Origin of the sequence: Chengkuizengella axinellae (assembly GCF_030730905.1) — a bacterium.
GTDB classification, from domain to species: domain Bacteria; phylum Bacillota; class Bacilli; order Paenibacillales; family KCTC-33759; genus Chengkuizengella; species Chengkuizengella axinellae.
In genome coordinates this window covers 1-23611 of sequence record NZ_JAVAMP010000009.1, presented here as the reverse complement: position 1 = coordinate 23611, position 23611 = coordinate 1, and the positions used below count along the sequence as shown (strand labels likewise).

22 protein-coding genes are annotated in these 23611 nt (G+C 35.3%); 19 read left to right on the top strand and 3 right to left on the bottom strand.

Features of this window, described 5'->3' with window-relative positions; all coding sequences use genetic code 11:
- Window positions 1-43 precede the first annotated feature (43 nt).
- The gene (locus Q5Y73_RS16150; protein ID WP_305992955.1) at window positions 44-1009 is read right to left on the bottom strand and encodes an NAD(P)-dependent alcohol dehydrogenase; all 966 of its coding nucleotides are present in this window, start codon (window positions 1007-1009) and stop codon (window positions 44-46) included.
- Window positions 1010-1346: 337 nt separating this feature from the next.
- Window positions 1347-2312, bottom strand: a complete 966-nt coding sequence (locus Q5Y73_RS16145; protein WP_305992954.1) for an NAD(P)-dependent alcohol dehydrogenase — start codon at window positions 2310-2312, stop codon at window positions 1347-1349.
- Between the two features lie 241 nt (window positions 2313-2553).
- Here Q5Y73_RS16145 and Q5Y73_RS16140 point away from each other — a divergent pair, with 241 nt between their 5' ends.
- The 14 genes from Q5Y73_RS16140 (at window position 2554) to Q5Y73_RS16075 (ending at window position 16800) form a co-directional block, all read left to right on the top strand.
- Window positions 2554-2955 carry an Rrf2 family transcriptional regulator gene (locus Q5Y73_RS16140; RefSeq protein WP_305992953.1) on the top strand — a complete coding sequence of 134 codons (402 nt, stop codon included), beginning with the start codon at window positions 2554-2556 and terminating at the stop codon, window positions 2953-2955.
- Window positions 2956-3204: 249 nt separating this feature from the next.
- A complete protein-coding gene (locus tag Q5Y73_RS16135; RefSeq protein WP_305992952.1) occupies window positions 3205-4110 on the top strand; it encodes an NAD(P)/FAD-dependent oxidoreductase in 906 nt (301 codons plus the stop codon).
- Between the two features lie 964 nt (window positions 4111-5074).
- Entirely contained in the window at window positions 5075-5461 is a 387-nt protein-coding gene (locus Q5Y73_RS16130) for a hypothetical protein (RefSeq protein WP_305992951.1), read from the top strand.
- A 35-nt stretch (window positions 5462-5496) separates the two neighbouring features.
- Entirely contained in the window at window positions 5497-6237 is a 741-nt protein-coding gene (locus Q5Y73_RS16125; RefSeq protein WP_305992950.1) for a DUF4405 domain-containing protein, read from the top strand.
- A 146-nt stretch (window positions 6238-6383) separates the two neighbouring features.
- Entirely contained in the window at window positions 6384-7238 is an 855-nt protein-coding gene (locus tag Q5Y73_RS16120) for a DUF3179 domain-containing (seleno)protein (protein WP_305992949.1), read from the top strand.
- Between the two features lie 263 nt (window positions 7239-7501).
- Window positions 7502-7909 (top strand): hypothetical protein, encoded by a 408-nt coding sequence (locus Q5Y73_RS16115; protein WP_305992948.1) that lies wholly within the window; start codon window positions 7502-7504, stop codon window positions 7907-7909.
- Window positions 7910-8019: 110 nt separating this feature from the next.
- The gene (locus tag Q5Y73_RS16110; protein ID WP_305992947.1) at window positions 8020-8409 is read left to right on the top strand and encodes a VOC family protein; all 390 of its coding nucleotides are present in this window, start codon (window positions 8020-8022) and stop codon (window positions 8407-8409) included.
- Window positions 8410-8779: 370 nt separating this feature from the next.
- Entirely contained in the window at window positions 8780-10090 is a 1311-nt protein-coding gene (locus Q5Y73_RS16105; protein ID WP_305992946.1) for a substrate-binding domain-containing protein, read from the top strand.
- A gap of 19 nt (window positions 10091-10109) precedes the next feature.
- Window positions 10110-10874, top strand: coding sequence for an ABC transporter ATP-binding protein (locus Q5Y73_RS16100; protein WP_305992945.1), 765 nt, complete (start codon window positions 10110-10112; stop codon window positions 10872-10874).
- Window positions 10861-11565, top strand: coding sequence for an ABC transporter ATP-binding protein (locus tag Q5Y73_RS16095; RefSeq protein WP_305992944.1), 705 nt, complete (start codon window positions 10861-10863; stop codon window positions 11563-11565). Before Q5Y73_RS16100 ends, Q5Y73_RS16095 begins: the two co-directional genes overlap by 14 nt.
- Before the next feature lie 41 nt (window positions 11566-11606).
- The gene (locus tag Q5Y73_RS16090) at window positions 11607-12476 is read left to right on the top strand and encodes a branched-chain amino acid ABC transporter permease (protein WP_305992943.1); all 870 of its coding nucleotides are present in this window, start codon (window positions 11607-11609) and stop codon (window positions 12474-12476) included.
- Complete coding sequence (locus Q5Y73_RS16085) at window positions 12473-13516, top strand: branched-chain amino acid ABC transporter permease (RefSeq protein WP_305992942.1); 1044 nt, start codon at window positions 12473-12475, stop codon at window positions 13514-13516. The genes Q5Y73_RS16090 and Q5Y73_RS16085 overlap by 4 nt, the downstream gene beginning before the upstream one ends.
- 81 nt (window positions 13517-13597) lie before the next feature.
- The gene (locus Q5Y73_RS16080) at window positions 13598-14437 is read left to right on the top strand and encodes an alpha/beta fold hydrolase (protein ID WP_305992941.1); all 840 of its coding nucleotides are present in this window, start codon (window positions 13598-13600) and stop codon (window positions 14435-14437) included.
- Between the two features lie 338 nt (window positions 14438-14775).
- Entirely contained in the window at window positions 14776-16800 is a 2025-nt protein-coding gene (locus Q5Y73_RS16075) for an extracellular catalytic domain type 1 short-chain-length polyhydroxyalkanoate depolymerase (RefSeq protein WP_305992940.1), read from the top strand.
- Window positions 16801-16852: 52 nt separating this feature from the next.
- Here Q5Y73_RS16075 and Q5Y73_RS16070 read toward each other — a convergent pair whose 3' ends face one another.
- The gene (locus tag Q5Y73_RS16070; RefSeq protein ID WP_305992939.1) at window positions 16853-17464 is read right to left on the bottom strand and encodes a TetR/AcrR family transcriptional regulator; all 612 of its coding nucleotides are present in this window, start codon (window positions 17462-17464) and stop codon (window positions 16853-16855) included.
- Between the two features lie 227 nt (window positions 17465-17691).
- Between Q5Y73_RS16070 and Q5Y73_RS16065 the strand changes: the two genes are divergently transcribed.
- The 5 genes from Q5Y73_RS16065 (at window position 17692) to Q5Y73_RS16045 (ending at window position 23465) form a co-directional block, all read left to right on the top strand.
- Window positions 17692-18990, top strand: a complete 1299-nt coding sequence (locus Q5Y73_RS16065; protein ID WP_305992938.1) for a GntP family permease — start codon at window positions 17692-17694, stop codon at window positions 18988-18990.
- A gap of 84 nt (window positions 18991-19074) precedes the next feature.
- Window positions 19075-20280, top strand: a complete 1206-nt coding sequence (locus tag Q5Y73_RS16060) for a thiolase family protein (protein WP_305992937.1) — start codon at window positions 19075-19077, stop codon at window positions 20278-20280.
- Window positions 20281-20312: 32 nt separating this feature from the next.
- On the top strand, window positions 20313-21875 hold the full coding sequence (locus Q5Y73_RS16055) for an ATP-dependent acyl-CoA ligase (protein ID WP_305992936.1): 1563 nt from the start codon (window positions 20313-20315) through the stop codon (window positions 21873-21875).
- Between the two features lie 39 nt (window positions 21876-21914).
- Window positions 21915-22661, top strand: coding sequence for an SDR family NAD(P)-dependent oxidoreductase (locus tag Q5Y73_RS16050; RefSeq protein WP_305992935.1), 747 nt, complete (start codon window positions 21915-21917; stop codon window positions 22659-22661).
- 36 nt (window positions 22662-22697) lie between these two features.
- Window positions 22698-23465: a 3-hydroxybutyrate dehydrogenase gene (locus Q5Y73_RS16045; RefSeq protein WP_305992934.1), complete on the top strand. Its 768-nt coding sequence runs from the start codon at window positions 22698-22700 to the stop codon at window positions 23463-23465.
- Window positions 23466-23611: the final 146 nt, after the last annotated feature.

Sequence of the window (23611 nt, the reverse complement as noted above, 5' to 3'; positions counted from 1 at the left end):
TTTTACTAATTCCAAGTTCATATAAATAGCGCTGAAAAAGTTTTTAAGTTGTTATAACTACATTTCCTTTTTTGTGTCCTTTATCCACATATTCATGAGCTGAGGCAATTTGTTCTAAAGGATAGCTTCTATCTATAACTGGTTTTATTTTACCCGTCTCAGCAAGTTCCCCTAAGAAAGCTAAATCTTCAGCGCTGTCAGGTGTTATGCCGTAAGCTACTTTTTTACTGCCTATTTTAGAAGTCCATAGAATATGAACAAGCGTTGGAAAACGGAGGGACGCGGTAACAAAATATCCAGTTTGATTTAGAGAATTTTTACTGCGTGAAAACGAAGTTTTACCAACCGTATCATAAATAATGTCATAAGTTTCACTGTTTTTGGTGTAGTCCTCTTTTGTGTAATCAATGACTTTATTAGCTCCGAGAGATCTTACCAATTCTAAATTCGAAGTACTGCATACCGCAGTAACTTCTGCCCCAAAGTGTTTGGCAAGCTGGATTGCATACGTGCCTAAACTTCCGGAAGCTCCATATATAAGCACTTTTTTCCCGCTTTGGATATTTCCTTTTCTAAGGAAATATAATGAGGATGCTGCCCCAAAAGGAATCGCAGCTGCTTCCTCATAGGTAATATTGGTCGGTTTTATTGCTATTGGTCCATTTTCACGTAAACTTATGTATTCAGTATAAGTACCTTTTCCACAAAATCCAAAAACTTGATCTCCTTTTTTAAATTGTTTTACATCTTTCCCTACTGATTCAATCTCCCCTGAAAAATCCATTCCAAGTATCGTTTTTTTAGGTTTTGCTAAACCAATGGCCATTCTTGATATAGGCCAAAGAGGCAATCTCTTTCTACTGCCAGCTCGCATTTTCGAATCCCCGGAAGAGACTGTTCTTGCATGTATTTTAATTAGTACTTCATTATCTTCCAGAGTAGGTTTTTCTAATTCCTGCATTTGAAGAACATCCGGAGATCCATACTTAGTATAAACAATGGCTTTCATAAGTTATCTTCCCTCATTTCCTTGATTTGGTTATTTGTTTTTAATACGTACTCAGTTTCATTTGGTTTCTTTATAAATTGAATATTCAAACTTTTTTAAAAAGAAGCATAAAATGCTAACAAAGGAGGGGCTTTATGGAATTTATAATCAGTTTGCTAGGATCTATTTAATCTAATATGTCTAGCCAACCACATTTCACATGGAAGGGTGTGAATTTGTAACAATCCTAGAAATGTGGGGTCGTATGCCTGAAAAAACTTGAAATGAAATATAGAAAAAGCACCTCTGGGGTGCTCTATTACTAATTCCAAGTTCAAATAATTAACTGAAATAGACTTTATGATGTGATAACTACATTTCCTTTTTTGTGTCCTTTGTCCACATATTCATGAGCTGCAGCAATTTGTTCTAAAGGGTACCTCCTATCTATGACTGGTGTTATTATACCTGTTTCTGCAAGCTCTCCTAGGAAAGTTAAATTTTCCGCATTGTCAGGTGTGATTCCGCTTACTATTTTTTTTCTGCCTATTTTAGAAGTCCATATGATTTGAACAAGTTCAGGGAGATGGATGACAGCTGTAACAAAATATCCAGTTTGTTTTAGAGAATTTTTACTACGTGAAAACGAAGTTTTACCAACCGTATCATAAATAATGTCATAAGTTTCACCGTTTTTGGTGTAGTCCTCTTTTGTGTAATCAATGACTTTATCAGCTCCTAAAGATCTTACCAATTCTAAATTCGAAGTACTGCAAACCGCAGTTACTTCTGCCCCGAAGTGTTTGGCAAGCTGGATTGCATACGTGCCTAAACTTCCGGAAGCTCCATATATAAGCACTTTTTTCCCGCTTTGAATATTTCCTTTTCTAAGGAAATATAAGGAGGAAGCTGCCCCAAAAGGAATCGCAGCTGCTTCCTCATAGGTAATATTAGTTGGTTTTATTGCTAATGGTCCGTTTTCTTGTAGACTTATGTATTCAGCGTAAGTTCCTTTTCCACAAAATCCAAAAACTTGATCTCCTTTCTTAAATTGTTTTACGTTTTTACCTACCGATTCAATTTCTCCTGAAAAATCCATCCCAAGAATAGTTCTTTTTGGTTTTATTAAACCAATAGCCATTTTTGAAATGGGCCATAAAGGCAATCTTTTTCTACTGCCATTTCGCATCCTCGAGTCCCCGGAAGAGACTGTTCTTGCATGTACTTTGATTAGTACTTCATTATCTTCTAGAGTAGGTTTTTCTAATTCCTGCATCTGAAGAACATCCGGAGATCCATACTTAGTATAAACGATGGCTTTCATAAGTTATCCTCCTTTATTTTCTTGATTTGGCTATCTATCTTATTTACTTTTTCAATGTTATTTGGTTTCTCTATAAATTAAATATTCAAACTATTTTATGAGAAGAAGGATAAATTGATGACGAAGAGGGATTTAATGGACTTATCCCAAATTTATCTAATTTAATAGCAAGTTGACACTGAATTCAAATAAAGGTTATTATAGATATATAAAGTCTGTAATTGGGAGTGGATCCATCAACATGAAGTATTCAAAAGCTACAAACTATGCTCTTCATACCATGCTTTTTCTTGCAGTAGCCACACCAAATAAACTTGTCAGTGTACATCAATTAGCAGAATGGCAAAAGGTTTCACCTACTTATTTGTCTAAAATTTTGACCAAGTTAGTTAAAGAAGGCATGATTGATTCTTCCTCAGGGGCTAATGGAGGATATTCACTTAAATCAAATTGGGAGGATATCTCTTTTTTAGACATCATTCATGCGATAGAAGGTAAATCATCATTGTTTGACTGCTGTTTAAACGAAGAACCAGAATGTTTGATAAAACAAACGATGCTTTCGGCAGAGGAAAAAATGGAAGATGAGTTAAAAAGTCAAAAGTTAGTGGAACTTGCTAAGAAAATTAAAGTGGATATATGATCCACTATTTTTTTAATTATATTAAAGATATAAAGAGTCTTTAATATCTTTAATGATGCTCTGCTTGTTGCATGATCTCTATTTATGAGCAAAATAATAACCACCTGATTTTCCCTGATAAGGTCATCTAACGAAGTGATGGAGCTTCATCTAATGAAGTATTCGACTGTTTTTTCGACAGACTCCGTTAGGAGTTTTTGTTTTTAGGACAACAATATAAATATAATAGTTATGGAGGAATGTTTATTTATGGATTTATTTGATTGTGCAATTATAGGTGCTGGACCAGCAGGGTTAAGTGCAAGCTTGGTATTAGGAAGATCACGCAGAAAGATTGCTTTATTTGACAATGGGACTAATCGAAATCAAGTGACTCAGGAATCACATGGTTTTCTTACTCGTGATGGAATTAAACCTGAAGAATTTAGGGAGATTGGATTAAAAGAGCTAAAAAACTACCCATCTGTTCAGTACCATGCAAAGACGGTTACAAATATAACCAAACAATCGAGTGGTGTATTTACGATTTCAACATTGGATAATCAAAAATATTCAGCAGAAAAAGTTGTATTAGCAGCGGGTATTCAAGAGATATTCCCTAAAGTTCCAAATATAAAACAATATTATGGAAAAAGTCTTTTTAGCTGTCCTTATTGTGATGGGTGGGAGTTAAGAGATCAACCTTTAATTATTATTTGTGATAATGAAGACTATGTTATGCATATGGGGAAACTGATTTATAACTGGACTAAGGATTTAGTAATAGCGACTAATGGTTTAGAGTTGTCTAGTTCAATTATGAATGATTTACGCCGGAAAAATATTAGTGTGATGACAGAACCTATCAAGAAACTCTGTGGTGAGGATGGTTATTTAAACAAAGTTGAATTTGCTTCAGGTTATGAAATTCAAAGAACTCGAGGTTTTATCGTTCCTTCCTTCTTTAGGCCTAATCAGTTTGCAGAGCATCTTCATTGTGAAGTTCAAAACAATGGTGTAATTGAAACAGATGAATCAGGGCGAACATCCCAAAAAAATGTTTATTCAGCAGGAGAGACATCTGCATTAGGTCCGTCTTCTTTAATGATAGCTGCAGGTGAAGGTAATAAAACAGCAGTAGCTGTAAATATGGATCTTATAAATGAAAGATTTTGAAATGAGTTTCTATTTTTATGAAATCGTAATTATGGAAAATAATTATTGTTAAATATTGTAATTTTGATATAAAATATTGATATGTATCTAAGAGCTGAACTTCCAACAAGTAATCGCCCTCTAAATGATTTGTACCCAAATAATCTAAAGCAACTTTTTTATTTCCACATTCAATTTTTTTTGATGACCTTTAAAAATCTTTGTAGGAATAGGCCGGTTAGGGTCCTGACGTTTCTCTAAAATTTTTGCGGTTTCTTCATGTGCAATAATTTTTACATCTTAAGGAAACATGGAAGCTGAGCCAATATGATCGATATGTGCATGAGTTTAAATGACATATTTTACAGGTTCATCAGTAACTTCTTGAATCGCATCTAAGTATTTAGTTCCAAGGGTAAAATCCATTTAAAGGTGACAAACGTACTGTCTGTCGACGAACAACCATTTCCACTATTTGTAAACACTTGAGGAAAATTAATTTTATTAAATTCATTATGTTTAAAGTGTACCTCTTTGTAAAGGACATTTTAAAAAAAGACTAAGCAGCTTTACTAAGATGATCTCTGTATAATAGTTCATATAATTCTTTAGATTCTATTGTTTTACATTGCTTTATATAAGCTTCATCTTTAAAGTGACCAAAGAATGACTCTTAGGATGCATTATTCCAACAGTTGCCTTGCCTTGACATGGATTATCCTAACTTATTTGTCCTCACCATTTATAAAATGATCAAACTTTTTTATAAAAATAAATTAGTTATCTCAAATTTAGAATCCATTTTGATCAATTTTTTTTCAAAATGGATTCTTTTTGTTAGTTATCTGTTTTCTTATCGTGTATACGTTTGAATTCTTGTGCTTAGACTAAATGAACAAAGAATTCAAATCCCTCCTTTTTTTGTAGTACGAAAAATGTTACAATGTATTTATATTTTTTGTGCTACAAAAAAAGGAGTGTTTAGATGAATCAAATAACCTTTTCTTCATATGAAGAATTAGAGCAAATGTTGAAAGAAAAATTTATTAAGAAAGCAAAATTTATTGGCTTAAGTGAGGAAGATATTGAACAGTCTATAACCTATAAAAGGAAATCGAAAGAGCTTTGGGACAAGCATAATTGTCAACAAATTATTGAAAAGCATGGCACTGTTACAATAGAGGTTTGGATGGATGAAGAAGGAAATAGGAGAACAAAAAGAGGAAGACCCAGAAAAGAAGAGTCAGAAAAACTAAATTATCCATTACATGTTCGTTTGGATGAAGAATCATTTAGTAAACTAAATGATTTTGCAAAGGAACTTGATGTAAATTTTTCCACGGCAATTAGAATGATTTTGAAAAATTTATAGCATAATAAATGTAAATATTTTCAGGAGGATTGAAAATGAGAAAAAATCGTTTTAAGTTTTGTTTTGATTTATCGATGGCAATTACATTTATCTTAATATTTGCTCCAGCCGTTACTAGTGTAGCTTTTCATGAAATAGCTAGTATTTTTTTGGGAGTTGCATTCATTGTTCATTTAGTTTTAAACAAAGATTGGATCATTGGAATGAGCAAAAAAATATTCTCCAAAAGCATCAAAGGAAAATCCCTACTCTCTTATCTATTAAATATGACTCTTTTAGTGGATATGTTAATTATAATGGTAAGCGGATTATTAGTTTCAGAGGTGGTTTTACCTAATTTTAGATATTTTACAGATATAAATTGGCTCGCCCTTCATATTATTTCGTCTGTCCTAGGACTGTTAATAGTCGGAATCCATTTAGGATTACACTGGAACTGGATCAAACAAATTGGAAGCCAGTTCTCTAAATTGAAGAAAATAGTTTCTTTTCGTAAACCTTATAGGAAAGTATTGCTACGTATATTATTAATTATTGGGACGGTTTTTTTGTTTGCACAAGTATTTAAACTGACTTCCTCAACGATTGATTTTTTTAGTGGTCCGAGTTTAGAAGAGAGTGGGGGAGCTGAAGGGGATAAAAACCTTTTTTCAGTTAATCTAATAGGAATTTTACCTATTTTCGCCATCTATGCATGTCTTTTAGGTTCAGTTGCTTTTTATACCCATTTATTAGAAAAGAGAGCCATGAATAAGAACCATAAAAGAACTTCCTAATCGAACTAATGTTATATTTGGGGCACTATATAACAAATCAGTTTAGTGAAGGAAAAGGCGATATATTCAAGATAGAGGAACGAGTTTACAATCAAAGATATTTATTAATTTTATAGCTAATAATGGATAATGAAGGAGAAATTAACTTGAATACTTTTGATACTAAACGAGCAATTCTACATGAAAAAGACCTGTTCCCTCGTTTTAAAGTCAAGAATCATAACGATAAACTTGAGGAGCTACTAAAAAATAAGAATATAAAACCAAACGATGAACTTTTAGTCATCGAAAGAAATGGACAAAAGCTTGCGTTTCCAATTGCACAAATCGCCTATCACCATGTCGCACAGGGGGAACTATCAGGAGAACCCTATTTAGTGACTTTCTGTGGTATTTGTCATAGTGGAGCCGGGATGGTTCCCGTCATTGATGGAAAAACCTATCATTTTGCAGCCCGTGGGATGTACAACGGAACTGTCCTTTTAGGAGATGATGAAACTCACTCCTTTTGGGATCATATGACAGGCAAATGTGTCCATGGGTCTCTATTAGATAAGCAAATGGATGTCTTTCCAATTCATCATTTCATAGTGGAAGATGCACTTAAAAAATGGCCTGATATTCAGATTGCGTTATCAAAGCCATTAAAGAGAACAATATTCAAACGGACATTCATATGGTTGATCCTTAAAATGGGATTTTTCCCTCGACATTTTCGGAGAACTATGGAAGCTCCTGATGAACGATTACCCAAAATGACAAGTGGACTGGGTGTCATAATTGATGGGGAAGCAAAGTTTTATTCAGTATCATCTGTAAAAAAACATAAAATCATACAAGATAGCATTTCAGGACATTCTATTGTTATCAAGTTTAATAGTGAGCGTTTTCCAATGGCTACTTTCGATGGCATGGAACATAATCGCCCACTAATGCAGATATATTCGAAGTGGTATGGATTTTCTCTTACTTATCCAAAGTGTGCTATATACAAAGAATAATTAAATTATCAACCTTCTTCTGGTCATTGGATATCGCCACCTTCAATGGCTATTTTATATTTTTATATACTCATATAGGGGTGCGACAAGAATTACTTCTTTTTGAACCACTCACAAATATTTAGGAAAAATCCATTTTTCTTGATTGAAGAGGATAGTTTTTAAAACTATTTTATCGAGGAGAAAGAAATTGTGGTTTTACGCCGTTAGATAATACTGAGGACACTGCTGAAAAATTGTGGCCTATAATCAAAGGTATTATTATGACAAGTATTGAGAATAATCAAAATCTAATTATTGAAGGCTGTTATATATTACCTCATCATATTAAGGAGTTTGATCAAAGCTATTCGAATAAAATAATTTCAGTTTTTCTAGGTTTTTCAAACTATTATATTAATGAGAAGTTTACTTCCAATATAGTTGAGTATAGGAATGCTGTAGAAAATCGTAGATATCCAGAAGAAAGAACAATTGCGGATTTGATTAATGAACATAGTGATTTTAGAAGAAAATGTTTAGATAACGGTGTTAATTACTTTGAAATTGATAAAGATTACCAACAGGAAATTATGAAAGTTTACAACTTTATAGAGAACCAAAAACTTGCAATTGAATATAGGCATAACAATACACTCTTATTTTTCTATCAAACTCTTTTAAAGCAATAACAATTCCCTTATAATGGAATTGTTATTGTTAATATTGAAACCTCTAGAACCTTTCTTTAATATGTATATATTAAAATTAGTAAAAATTAGAATAGGAGATGTGAAATAAGATGCAAAACCAGAGTCCAATAAAGAATCATGTTGGTGAAATTTTTATCCATGTTTCAGATATGCAGCGTGCCATTAAATTTTATAGTGATTTGTTAGGTCTACCTCTACAAAAAACAGCACATGAAGGGAATATATATCAAATAATCACAACAGGTTCTACTGGCGTTTTATTAGATAGTCATAGAAAAGATGAACCAAATCAAAATAATAAACCCATTCTATTTTTTGATACCGATCATATCCATAACTCCTATGATCATATAAAAAGTTTAAATGTTGAAATTGTAAGTGAAATTGAAGTACATGAGAACATTTCTTTTTTTACGCTTAAAGATCCTGATGGGAATGTGTTGATGGTGAATGAGGATAAACGGAAAATTAATTTGTGAGTGGTAATGAAGGATTCTACGATATTTCTGAGAGACTCCGATAGGCGTTTTGTTCAATTATGAGACTTTCCATTCCATTGGAAGTCTCATTTTATTTTATAAGCTTAAAATGTATTTGTTTAAATTTTTAGAATATATTGACGAATGAATGAACAGGGTATATCATATATCTATAAAGACTATAGTCTGCGACTGAAGTCTCTGGAATCAGATTTGCATATATGGATATTAATGGATATCTAGTTTATTCATCCCATACATTTTGTAAGCGTTTTAAATTCAAGAAATAAACATGTATCATACATAAAAAAATGTACACATGCTCAAGGAGATGGAAACCGTATTTTAAAAATTTGATAGGGGGATTCTCATGAATGTTAAGTTGAAAATGATGTTTAGTATTTTAACCGTTTTTTTACTTGTTTTTTCTATGGCTTGCGGTTCTACAACTACCAGTACCGAGCAAGGGCAGAGTGATACTGAATCTGATGAATCTACGAATGCAGAAGAAACTCCAAGTGAAACTAGTGAACAAAGTGAATCTGCTGCAGAAGAGTCTGAGGAAAAGGGAGTTATCAAAATAGGTGTATTAGCTTCATTAACTGGACCTTTAGAAGTATACGGTAATCAGACATTGAGAGGATTGGAAATGGGGTTTGATTATGCGACAAATGGAACGGGGGAAGTTGCAGGTAAAAAAATAGAAATTGTGTATGAGGATACAGAAACGAAACCGGATATCGCTGTTCAAAAGGCTACTCGATTATTAGAAGATGAAGGGGTTGATATCATTGTAGGCTCCACTTCTTCAGGGGATACGTTAGCAGTGCTTCCAATTATGGAGGAGTATGAAAAGGTGATGATCGTTGAGCCAGCTGTTGCAGATAGTATAACAGGGGCGAATTGGAATAAATATATTTTTAGGACAGCTCGAAATTCATCACAGGATGCAGTAACTGCAGCTCAAGCTATTGCTGGTGATGTAAGCGAAGGAGTGAAAGTGGCTACACTTGCTCCTGATTATGCCTTTGGGCATGATGGAGTTTCTGCTTTTAAAACTGCCGCAGAATCACTTGGAGCAGAAGTAATATTAGAAGAATATGCGGATCCAACAGCTGTTGATTTCACTTCAAATATCCAGCGAATTCTTGATGCAGATCCAGATTATTTATTTATCGTATGGGCAGGTGCAAATACACCATTTAATCAAATCGCAGATATGAAGGTGCAGGAAAGCGGAATTCAAATTTCAACAGGGGTACCAGATATAGGAGCTTTATACGGATTAGAGTCTATAATCGGAATGAAAGGATTTGCTGTTTATCATCACAGCTTACCGAGCAACGAAGTAAACGATTGGTTAGTGGAGGAGCATCAAAAAAGATTTGATGGAGAGTATCCTGATTTATTTACACCAGGAGGAATGTCAGCAGCGATTGCCATTGTAGAGGCTTTGGAGAAAACAAATGGGGATACGAACGGTGATGTTTTAGTAGAAACATTAGAAGGGATGTCTTTTGAAACTCCGAAGGGGACGATGACGTTTAGAGCAGAAGATCATCAAGCAATGCAAACGATGTATTCTGTCAGTTTGGAAAAAGTGGATGGCTATGATTATCCAGTTCCTGTTCTGATTAAGGAATTAAGTCCAGAAGATACTGCACCTCCGATTAAAAATTAATATAAAAAGAGGGAGATCTATGGATACTATCATTGAAACAATAAATGTAACAAAATCGTTTGACGGTCATGAGGCCGTCAGCGATGTCAGTTTAAAGGTGAGTAAAAATGAGTTGAAATCTATTATTGGACCTAATGGTGCTGGAAAAACAACCTTGTTTAATTTACTAAGCGGACAGCTTAAACCAACAGCAGGGGAGGTTTTGCTTTCAGGTGAGCATGTGACCTCACTTTCTCCTACTTATCGAACTCGAAAAGGAATCGGGCGATCCTTTCAAATTACGAATGTGTTTCCAAACTTGACGTGCTTTGAGAATGTACGTTTAGCAGTTCAATCCAAAGAAGGGGTTTACTATAACATGCTCTCTCATTTTACAAGTCATAAAAAAATAAATGATCTCGCACACGAGGTTTTAAGCACGGTTTTACTGGACAGTAAAGCAGAAGAACTTGCTAAAAACTTAGCACATGGGGAGCAAAGAAAGCTTGAGATTGCCATGCTGCTGGCACTCGATACTGAAGTATTATTACTTGATGAACCGACGGCGGGAATGTCCATTGAAGAGGTTCCAAAAATTTTAGAAGTGATCAAACAAATCAAGGAAACACAGAATCGGACGATCCTGCTCATTGAACATAAAATGGATATGGTTTTAGATTTATCTGACAGTATTACGGTGATGTTTAATGGTGCTCTTTTGGCAGATGGAAAGCCAGAGGAAATCATGGCAAACGAACAAGTTCAAACAGCTTACTTGGGAGGGTTATATAATGAGTCTTCTTAAAGTACACAATATTGATACAAATATTGACCAGTATCACATTTTACAAGGGGTATCATTTGAGGCGAATCAAGGTGAGGTCACTGTATTACTCGGTCGAAATGGAGCTGGAAAAACAACAACCCTCAGGTCCATTATGGGATTAAATCCAGTCCGTAGTGGGACGATCTCATTTAAAAATAAAGAAATTCAAACCATGGCAACCCATAATATTGCAAATGAAGGGATTGGTTATGTACCGGAGGACCAGCGAATTTTTAGCGGTTTAACCGTAGAAGAGAATTTAAAGGTGGCAATGAAAAAGAAAGATGAACAAACACAGAAACGTTTTGAGTATGTCTTAGTGCTTTTCCCAGATTTAAAAAAATTACTATATAAAAAAGGCGGCTATTTAAGCGGAGGACAAAAACAAATGCTTTCCATTGCAAGAGCCTATGTAAACAACTGTGAACTTTTGCTTATTGATGAACCTAGCAAGGGACTTGCACCAATCATTGTAGAAAAAGTAATGGAATCGATTCTAGATATGAAAGACAAAACGACAGTGGTTCTCGTTGAACAGAACTTTATAATGGCTAGTTCTATTGGGGATAAATTTTATATTCTCGATGATGGAAAAACAGTCCGTAATGGAAAGATGAGAGAGTTGAAAGAGGATGAAGCTTTAAGACGCCAATATCTAGGTATTGCATAGAGAAAGATGAGCACGGATTCTATTCGAAAGGAAGTGAATCAATGGATGCCATTATAAATATAACCATTAACGGTCTTGCAACGGGAATGCTGATCTTTTTACTTGCTGCTGGATTAACCCTTATATTTGGATTAATGGATGTATTGAATTTCGCACATGGAGCCTTGTTTTTATGGGGAGCTTACGCTGGAATTTGGGTTTTTACTCAGACAGACAGTTATCTTTTAGGGGTTTTTGCTGCTGTGATTATAGGCATTTTGCTAGGATATCTGCTAGAACGATATATCATACTTCCTGTATACGGAAACCATATTAGACAGATAATGATCACCCTAGGAGCAATGCTTGTTTTAGGAGAGTTAGTCAAAGTGGTGTGGGGACCTAACGTAATGATTGCAAATACCCCTGCCATTTTAAGCGGAAGCTGGGAATTTTCGGGAATCCTCATTATTAAATACCGATTATTTGTAATTTTTGTTGGACTCCTTGTGTTTCTTGGGCTGTTATTCCTTCTAAATCGTACGAAACTTGGCCTTGTAGTAAGAGCAGGTGTGATGGACAAAGAAATGGTGCAAGCTTTGGGCATTAATATACGTAAAGTTTTTTTAGGAGTATTTATATTAGGAGCTGCCATGGCAGGTCTTGCAGGAATTTTATTAGGTCCATATACTGGGGTGGTTTATGCAGAAATGGGTCTTGAATTCGGACTCTTAGCTTTTATTGTTGTCATCATCGGTGGAATGGGAAGTGTTGTAGGATCAGCTGTTGCTGCATTGCTTGTAGGTATATTAGGTTCTTTTGCCTCTTATTATTTGCCAGATATCTCGCTAGCAGTAAATATGCTTTTGATGTTGATTGTTCTAATCTTTAAACCCTCTGGTCTTATGGGAACAAAGGAGGCAGTAAAATGAATAAATCTACCATCGCGTTGATCGTATTAGTGATAGGTTTGATTTTATTGCCATTTATTCAGGATTCTCGTTCCATATTAATATTAATGACACAAATTTTTATATTAGGTGTTTTTGCAATGAGTTATAATCTATTACTTGGTTATACTGGCATTATTTCATTTGGCCATGCGATGTTTTTTGGAATTGGAGCTTATTCTATCGGTCTTATCATGAGATATTATGAACCTACTTATTTATATTTTTTGTTTGCCGTTGTCACTACCCTTATATTAACTGCTATTGTCAGTTATCTCGTCGGATTATTAACCCTTCGTTTACACAGTCACTTCTTTGCTATGTTCACATTCGCTATTGCTGGACTATTTTTAGTAGCTGCAGAAAAATGGCGCTCGCTTACTCTTGGAAATGATGGAATCACTTTTAAAATACCGGATTTTTTTAAGGACCGCGTCATCTTTTATTTATTGTCACTCGGGTTGCTTGTATTAGCCTATCTTTTTTTTAGAAGGTTTACACAATCTCCTTTTGGGAAAGTCTTGCAAGCTATTCGTGAAAATGAAAAACGAGTGGAGTCATTAGGTTATCGTGTATTTCATTACAAAATTATCGCGAATGTGATCTCAGGAATGATCGCGGGTTTAGCAGGTATATTTTATGCTGTTAGCTTGCGATTTGTAAATACGTCGGTTTTTTCAACAGAGATTACTTTAGATGCACTAATGATGACGATTATTGGTGGCGTAGGTACCTTGTTTGGACCTATTCTAGGCTCTGCTATCGTTCAGTTCGCACAGTATAGTTTGATGGATCTTGCAAAAGTGCATTGGATTTTTGAAAGATGGGTCATCCTGTTTGGCATTATCTATATTGTTGTTGTAATGTTTTTCCCTTCAGGGATTGTAGGAACAGTTAAAACTTGGTTTACAAGAAGAAACAAACAGATTTTGGGAAAGAAAAAACCAGAAGGCAAAAAATCGATGGAAAGCTCAAAAGCTGATGCAATGAAAAACATACTAAAGGGGGAAGTAGATGGGTAACTCAGAAATTTCATCCCTAAGCTGCCGAGCTATTTTAAGAAAAAAATGGTCTCACGATCTACAAAGAGGAGTTGAAAAAATTTGAGAGATTTAAAAGTAAAGGTCAATGATATAGATCTGCATGTTGTAGATTATGGAGGATCTGGAAAAAACGTATTTTGTGTACATGGACTGACTGCTAACAGTAGATACTGGGATGCTTTTGCTGAACGGATGGTGGATCACTATCATGTGTTTGCATATGACATCCGAGGTAGGGGAAATAGTGAAAAACCGCTGGAAGGAAATCATATTACACAGCATGCCTCTGATATTGCAGGTCTAATTCAAAAGCTAGAACTGAATAATGTAATTCTTGTGGGTCATTCTCTAGGCTCACTCATCGGTGTTAATTTTGCTGTACATTACAAAGACCTTCTTTCACATTTAATTCTAGTAGATGGTGGGGTTGAGGTAGATCCAAAGGTCATTGGTACGATTAAACCTGCACTTGATCGATTAGGGAAAGAATACAATGATTTTCAAAGTTATTTAGAAGAAATGAAGCAAAATCCACTGTTATCTGAGTGGAATGAATATATGGATCAATACTATTATTCGGATGTTAAACATCTTGATAACGGTCATGTTGTATCAAAAGTAAGCAAGGAAGCGGTCAGACAAGAAATTGAGGGTGTTGGAAATATGAATTTAAATGAACTGCATGCAGGTATAGAGTGTCCAACACTTTTATTAATGGCGCAAGACTGTTTTATGGATGGGCAAACCTTCGTCGTATCACGGGAAAAGGGTCAAGAGTTAGAAAATACGATTCCAAATAGTCGATTTGTTGAAATAGAGGAAGCGAATCATTACACGATTATTTTAACAAAATACGAGGAGTTGGTTTTTGAAGTAAATCGTTTTTTAAATGATTACTGATTCCTTTAGTTTAGAGGAGGTGGGAAAAGGGTGAAGTTTGAAAATTTTATATAGGAAGGTAGGTATTCATAAAATAATAAAAGAAGTACGTCAACCTAAGTATATAAAACGTTGCACTTAAGAGGGTTCACTCATCCCTATAAATCGAAAATGTGTTAGATGAATAGAATGATATCCTAGAAGATTACCTTTATTCTATCAATGAATCTATTTCACTACTCAATATATTAAAATATCAAACGATAGGTTGAAGTTCCACCCAAAATAAATAAGAAGTGGGTTTAGGGATTGGAGACTACTAACATGGTGATATGAAATATATTAAAAGAGGTGTGAGTATGAAAAAAGTTTTATCCATTATTCTTACTCTTAGTTTATGTTTTATGACATTTGGTTTATTGCCTCAAACTTCTTATGCAGAAGGATCTTTTATCTCAGGTTCACATGGAGGTAAGAGTTACAAGTTATATATTCCTGACGGTTATGATGCTAGCAATACTTATCCATTAATGGTTATGATCCATGGGTGTACACAAGATGCAGACATATTGGCTGAAGATACACAAATGAATGCATTAGCAGATGAACAGGGTTTTTTAGTGTTATATCCTGAGCAAGATGCCGGATCCAACTCAAATAAATGCTGGAATTGGTTTGAACCTTCTCATCAGTCTAGAGGCAGTGGAGAACCTGCTGTGATTGCTGGTATGGTGAATATGGTGCAGGATAATTATTCAATAAATAGTGAAAAGATTTACGCAGCTGGAATCTCTGCTGGTGCAGCTATGACTGTGATAATGGGCGCAACCTATCCGGATTTGTTTGCTGGAATTGGGGTTAGTGCTGGGTTGGAATATAAAGCTGCAACAAATGTATTTTCTGGATTATCAGCGATGACTAATGGTGGACCAGATCCAGAACAGCAGGGTGAGGTAGCTTATAATGAAATGGGTTCAGCTGCACAAACAGTGAAAGTAATGGTATTCCATGGAACCTCTGATACATCCGTATATCCAATTAATGCAGATCAAATTATTTCTCAATGGGCAACAACGAATGATTTAGCTCATAATGGTCAGAAGGATGGATGGATTGATGATACAGCAGATGAAACCATAAATGGGCAGGTTCCAGGGGGAAGAAGTTATACGGTGACTAAATATCATAACTTAGATGGTGTAAGTTTGATGGAAAAATATATTGTTGACGGAATGGCTCATGCATGGTCTGGTGGGAGTCCAAATGGAAGTGCGAATGTAGATCCTGATGGACCTGATTCAAGTAGAATCATGTGGGAGTTTTTTAATGGAATGGATGATCCTGCGCCAGATACTGAACCTCCAATTACAGTGGCAAGCTCTGATAGTGGCACTTATAACTCTTCCATTCAAGTAGAACTGACAACAAATGAAGAAGCAACAACTTATTATACGATAGACGGTTCAGAGCCATCAACAGGTTCATTAGTTTATACTGATCCTATTACAATCTCTGAGACAACAACATTAAAGTATTTCAGTGTAGATTTGGCAGGGAATACAGAAAACACTCAAGAGAAAAGCTACACGATAGATCCAAATAATACGGATACGGAACCGCCAATAACCACAGCAAATCCAAGTGGTGGAACGTACACTTCCTCGATTCAAGTAGAGTTAACGATAAATGAAGAAGCGACAACTTATTATACGTTGGATGGTTCAGAACCAACCTCAGGATCTACGGTATACACAGAACCTATTCCAATTTCGGTAAACACCACTTTGAAATTTTTCAGTGAGGATGTAGCTGGAAATGTAGAGAGTGTTAATGAAGAGGTTTATGTTATTGATGAGGTTCCTAGTTCTTCATTAGTATTTGATGCTAAAACAAATGAGATTGGTTATGCAGGAAAAGTGCTGACAGATGGAACAGGTTCAAACATAAAGGTAGGGACAAGGGGAGGTCTAAGCTTAGATTCATATAGAGGCATACTTTCTTTTGATACATCCAGCTTAAGCTCTGGTGATGATATTGAATCCGTCACCTTGCGTTTATATCGAAAATCTTTAACTGGGGATATATCTTCATTAAGTTTAGATATTAGAGAAGGGACTTTAGGTTATTTTGCTTCATTAGAATTGGTAGATTACAGTTCATTACCTGACAGTTATAATATAGCTAGCTTCAGTGCTCCATCTGAAGATACTGAATTTGTGGATATTACCATTCCATCGAGTCAATTCCATAATATAAACAAAATTGGTAGAACACAATTACGAATAAAAGCAAGTACAAATGCAACTTTTGATCCAAATATCATTGAGTTTTATGGATCTGAAGTAGATGACTATATACCACAGTTATTTATTGAATTGAAATAATGAAACATTAATAAAGTGCATTCCGATGTGCTTTGCGGTCTGCACTTTATTTTTAACTGTTCGTTGCTTTCAACCCTTCAAGGAGCAGTTTGATTACGTCTAGACTTTCTTGTACTAGGTCATATTTTTCATCCTCGTATAAACACCAGTCGTATAATGATCCTCGTATATTACGTGTTACAAGATTCGTGATTCGATCAGGGGATATTGTGTTTTTAAATTCACCATTTTCTTGTCCCTTTTCAACAATTTTATGTACGATATTGAAATATGGACGGCTTTCATTAATAAGAAATTGGCTAGTATTCGGATCTATTGCATTTGTGTAGATGGTACGTATAAGATCTTTTCCTAAATAATCTCTTAAATATTTCATCTGTGTTTCCGTTAACTTAAGGATTTGCTCACTTGCATCTATATGCTCAGGCATTTTTTTCATAAAGTCTAAGTAAAAGTTGTCTATTTCTTTAAACTTCTCCAAGAATACTTCATGTTTTGATTTGAAATGGGTATAAAATGCACCTTTTGAAGTCCCAGAAACTTGAACAATTTCATCAACTGTAACATTGTTGAACCCTTTTCTTCCAAATAAATATAGAGAAGTATCTAATATTTTCTGTTTTGTTTTTAAAGCTTTTTGCTGTCTCATAGTTAACTTTTCCATTTTGAAACACCTTTCTACTAAAAATAAATGATCAAAGTAGACTTGATAAACTACTACTAATAATCAAAATATTTAGACTAATATTTTATAGTATATCATATATTTCATTAAAGACTACAGTCGGTGACTAAAGTCTTTAAAATAATGTTATTCAATCGTTTAATAAATTATTTTAGGAAAGGAGAAAAAATTATAAAAGTTTTTATGATAAAAGGAGGATACGTTGAATGGACATTTGGGAAGTTATTGTTATTTTTATATCTTTAGCACTTCTAATTGTGTTGGCTTTACGTGGATTTAGTATTATCATCATTGCTCCTTTAGCTAGTTTAGTTGTAATTCTGTTTACAGGTATGCCTATTCTAGGAACATTGCAAGATTCATACATGGCTGGATTTGTGAGTTTTGCCGGTAGGTTTTATCTCATCTTTTTATTTGCATCTATGTTTGGAAAATTCATGGAGGATAGTGGTGCAGCCAAAAAAATAGCATTATCCATTATGAAAGTAACTGGAAAGGCGAAAAAATTGAATGTCATCTTAGCCATTGTTTTAATTAGTGCAGTTTTAACTTATGGAGGTGTCAGTGTTTTTGTGGCTATATTTGCAATCATGCCGATAGCAAGACCACTTTTTAAAGAGCTAGACATTCCATGGACATTATTTGTAGGTGTATTTTTCTTCGGTACAGCGACTTTTACAATGACCATGCTCCCAGGGACACCTGCGATTCAAAATATTATTCCAACACAATACTTTGGTACAACAACTATGGCGGCTCCTTTAGTTGGTATAGTGGCTGCAATAACCGTCATCCTTTTCAACATATATTACTTGAAACGACAATTAAAAAAGGCAGAAGAAAGAGGAGAAGGTTACGGAGTTGAAGACGATGATGTGGAAGAAGAGAAAGAAGATTCTAAACAACTTCCCCCAATTTGGCTTAGCTTGCTTCCACCTATATTTTTGTTAATTGTATTAAATATCATGAAGTTAGATGTAGTTTATACCCTTATTTTATCCGTTGTTTTTTGTATGCCAGTATTTTGGAAGTACATCGACAGCCAAATTAAAACCCTTAATCAAGGTGCAGTAAACACGGTATTGCCTATAGTGAATACAAGTGCTGATGTAGGTTATGGTACTGTAATTGCAGCAACTGCAGGTTTCGCAGTATTGTCAGGTGCATTAGCGAGCCTGCCGGGAAGTCCACTTATATCCCTTTATGGTGCAACCACTTTACTAGCTGGAGTAACTGGTTCTGCATCTGGGGGACTTGGTATCGCAATGGAGGTTTTAGGAGAGCAATACTTGGCATTAGGAGTAGCACCAGAAGCATTGCATAGGATTGCTTCTATTGCTGCAGGAGGGTTTGATGCACTTCCTCATAATGGTGCAGTTATCACAGCGTTGGCAATTGCAGGTTTAACACATCGAAAGGCCTATAAACATATCTTTTTTACGACTGTAGTGGGTCCTGTCATAGCGGCTGTCCCAGCCATTATTCTTGCCATCATGATCTATTAAATTTATGAAAATTAAATACCACCTATATAGGAGGGCGGTTGTTATAAATAAAAAGAGACTATAGTCTTTAAAGCGGGTGATAAATTGGAAAAGGTTAAAGTTATTTCAGGAGTACGATCTCCATTTGGAAAATTTGGAGGTTCACTTAAAGATTTTTCAACAATATCCTTAAGTGCTCTGGTCATGAATGAGGTTGTTCGGAGATCACAAATTCCTACATCAGAAGTTGAAGAAGTGAATTGGGGTGTATGCACTCAATCTGAAGCTAGGGAAGTACTGGCGCCAGTTATTGCACGACAAGCATTGCTGAAGGCTGGATTGCCCGATAACACGGTTTCTATGACTATAGATAAAGCATGCTGCTCAGGGTTAGCTTCCATATCAGAAAGTGCCAAGTCGATTCAGCTTGGAGAGGTGCATACAAGTATAGCAGGTGGTGCAGAAGTGATGAGTAGAACGCCTATGGTTATTAGAAATTTGAGATGGGGAAGTCGGCTTGGTGATGTAGTCATACGTGACCCTGCCTATGAAATTAAATACTACGATTATAATTTAGTTTCCATCGATGCCTCTGATGTGGCGCTCGAATATGGTGTAACTAGAGAAGAACAGGATATTTGGGCTTATGAAAGCCATCAAAAATGGCGAACTGCTAATCAAGCAAACAAATTTGATGATGAATTGATGTCAGTGACGATACCAAAGAAAAGAGAAGCGGACATTTTATTCCAAACGGATGAATTCCCTAGACCAACTACAACCGTAGAGAAGCTGTCTCAACTACCTACAGTGTTAGGAAGTAAAACGATTACAGCGGGGAACGCACCAGGTTTAAATGATGGGGCAGTAAGTGTAATGTTAATGTCTGAACAAAAAGCCCAACGTTTAGGAAAAAAACCAATAGCAGAAATCATCAGCACAGCAAGTGTGGCAGATGATCCTAGGATGATGGCTACTGTTCCAGGATTGGCAATCAAAAAAGCTTTGACTAAGGCTGATTTGAATATAAAAGATTTAGATTTCATTGAAATTAATGAAGCCTTTGCAGCCGTGCCTTTGGTAAGCGCGCTTATTTTAACTGAAGGAGATAGAAATCAAGCAAAACAGCTTCATAACAGAATGAATGTAAATGGTGGGGCTGTTGCCATAGGTCACCCAGTTGGTGCAAGTGGAGCAAGAATATTATTAACTCTAATTCATGAATTAAAGCGTCGTGGTGGTGGGTATGGTGCAGCTAGCATTTGCGGAGGTTTAGCTCAAGGCGAGGCCATGATTGTAAAAGTGGACTAGACATTATTTTCTATGAAAGGGGAGATGTTGAATTGTTAGTTTCAGAGAAAACAGCTGTTGAACTGATTAAAAAAAATGCAAAAAAAATACCGAAACAAACCTTTTTGCAATTCAATGAAAACACGTATACTTATTCTGAACTGAATCAGTTCTCAGGAAAAGTTGCAAACCACTTAAGAAATTTGGGCATTAAAAAAGGGGATCATGTAGCTCTTATGATGAAGAATTGTCCAGAATTTATATGGATCTGGTTTGGGATTGCAAAACTCGGAGCTGTGATGGTCCCCATCAATATCAATATTAAAGGAAATAGTTTGCGTTATATTCTTCAGCACTCAGATTCAAAATTGCTAATTGCGAATAAAGAGTTTTTGGAAATCATAAACTCTGCTTTTTTATCGAATCCTGCTTTAAAACCAATTGAACTGGAGTTTTTTATGACAGCAGCACTTCAGGAGAAATCTGTTTTAAAAAAGTCCCCTTCTATTAAAGTAAACGATCCTATGGCCATTATTTATACCTCAGGTACTACAGGTGTTCCGAAAGGTGTTGTCTTACCACATTTCTCATATGTTCATACAGGAAGTTTATTTGTAGAAGAGATGATGAATATAACGACAGATGATACTCTTTTTACTTGCTTGCCGCTGTTTCACTTGAATGCACAGCAGCTTTCTGTCATGGGTGCTTTGGTTGCGGGGATAAAGCTTGTTTTATCGGAACGTTTTAGTGCTAGTAGTTTTTGGCAGGAGGTTTATGAAAGTAAAGCGACCATATTTAACTATATCGGTTCAATGCTCACGATTTTATATAAACAACCGTATTCCCCATATGAGAAAATTCATTCCGTAAACAGATCTTTTGGAGCAGCTGCACCTGAAGAAACCTGGAGTGATATTGAGGAGAGATTTGGATTCACGATTATAGAAGGTTATGGTCTAACTGAAACAGGAACAATGGCTTTATGCAATCCACCTGAAAATATAAAAGTAGGGTCTATTGGAAAGGCAGTAAGACATGTAAATGTGAAGATTTTTGATGAAAACAATCAAGAGTTGCCTTCAAATCAGGATGGAGAAATTGTAGTTCAACAAAAAATGGATCATACGATGTTTCAATCCTATTTTAGGATGCCTGAAAAAACCTCAGAAGCAATGGAAGGCGGTTGGTTTCATACAGGAGACAGGGGATTTATGGATGAAGATGGTTATTTTTATTTTAAAGATAGAATGAAAGATTGTATAAGATATCGAGGTGAAAATATTTCATCGTTCGAGATTGAAAGGGTGGTGAATAATTTTCCAGAAGTGTTTGAAGGAGCTGCAATTGGGGTTCCTTCAGAGGTAGGGGAAGAAGATGTTAAGGTTGTATTGCAGCTCCAGCCTAGCATCAAAAATTTTGATTATGAACGATTTATTCGTTATTGTGAGCAAGAATTGGCTTATTATATGATCCCTCGGTATATCGAGATAAAAGAAACGCTTCCTAAAACCGCCACACAAAGAACTCAAAAATATGTTTTGAAAGAAGAAGGAATCGGGAATTCATGGGATCGTGAAAAATCAGGTATCAAACTCAAACGGAAAAGCAGCTAGAATAATTGCTAATTAAATTAAAAGGAGTTTAAAGCAAGAATGGACTTGGACTTAAATAATAAAGTAGCCATCGTTACGGGTGGGAATAGTGGTATTGGTAAAGCAATAGCGGTTAAGCTTTTAGAAGAAGGAAGTTCTGTTATTGTGATGGATAAACATTTAGATCAGGAAACTGGATTAATAGAATCAAATCATTATTTTAGTTATGCATATTCAGTCGACGTAACAGATAAAAAGAACGTAGTAGAAGTAGTTAAGAACACTGTCCAAAAGTTTGGGAAAGTAGATATTCTTATCAATAATGCAGGCGTATTCCGTGATGAAAAGCTTATTCACATGACAGAGGAGGATTGGAATCTTGTTCTAGATGTAAATTTAAAAGGAACTTTCAATTGCATTCAAGCTGTCAGCCCTTTTATGATGAAGCAAAAGTACGGGAAAATCGTGAATGTCTCTTCCATATCCTATAAAGGTAACTATGGTCAGGCAAATTATTCAGCTTCTAAGGCAGGAATCGTGAGCTTAACCAAAACAGCTGCGATGGAATTTGCACCTTATGTAAATGTAAATTGTGTAACTCCTGGACCGATCAATACCCCCTTATTTCAATCCATGAATGAGAAAAGCAAGAATAAATGGGTGAATAAAATCCCTTTGGGTAAAGTGGCTGAGCCTGAAGATGTAGCAAATTGTGTATTGTTTTTATCATCTGATGTTTCCAAGTTTGTTACAGGTGTTATTTTGGATGTGGATGGCGGTTTAACAGCTGGGATCAATTTAAGATGACTGATCCATTTTATAATTTCAAAAGGAGGTACGATAATGACAGGAAAGAAACAAAGGACGGTTTTAATAACAGGTGCAGCAAGAGGAATAGGATTGGCAATGGCAAAAGCGTTTGTTGATCATGGAGACTTTGTAGCGATAGGTGATTTAGACTCTCAAGAAACCGAAGAGGCAGCTAGTCAAATTGGTGATGAAAATGCAATGGGATATGCACTAAATGTTGCTGAGGAATCTTCTGTGGTAAATTTCGTTGAACGTGTTACAGCTGAAAGAGGGACAGTAGATGTTATAATTAATAATGCTGGTTTACAATATATTTCAAAAGTAGAAGAATTCCCTTTAGAAAAATGGAACCTATTAATTGATGTTATGCTTACTGGGCCTTTTCTTTTAATAAAACACACGATGCCATATATGAAAAAACAAAAATATGGACGAATCATCAACATTTCATCCGTTCATGGTAAAACAGCGTCACCATATAAGTCAGCCTACATTTCCGCTAAACATGGTTTAGTTGGTTTAACTCGAACGATTGCACATGAAGGGGCGGAGCATGGAATTACTTCTAATGCTATAATGCCAGGTGTAGTAGATACATTGATCATACGAAATCAGCTTGCGAAGTTAGCTCATCAGGAAGGAATAACGGAAGAAGAAGCATTAAACAAACATATGCTTCATAAACAAGCGATTAAACAAGCAATAAAAGCAGAAGACATTGCAGCTTGCGCAGTTTATCTTGCATCTGAGGGGGCTGCACTAGTGACAGGGGAGTGCATTAGTGTTTCTGGTGGATGGTAAAGAATAGAAGGAACATTTAGTAATGGATTGAAAAATTATATTTTTTTGAATTAAAAGAGACTACAGTCTCTAAAAAGAGTTTTGTTGTTATCAAATGAAAGAGTGATTATGCTGAGGAGGAAAACTATGAAAACTGAAGAGATATT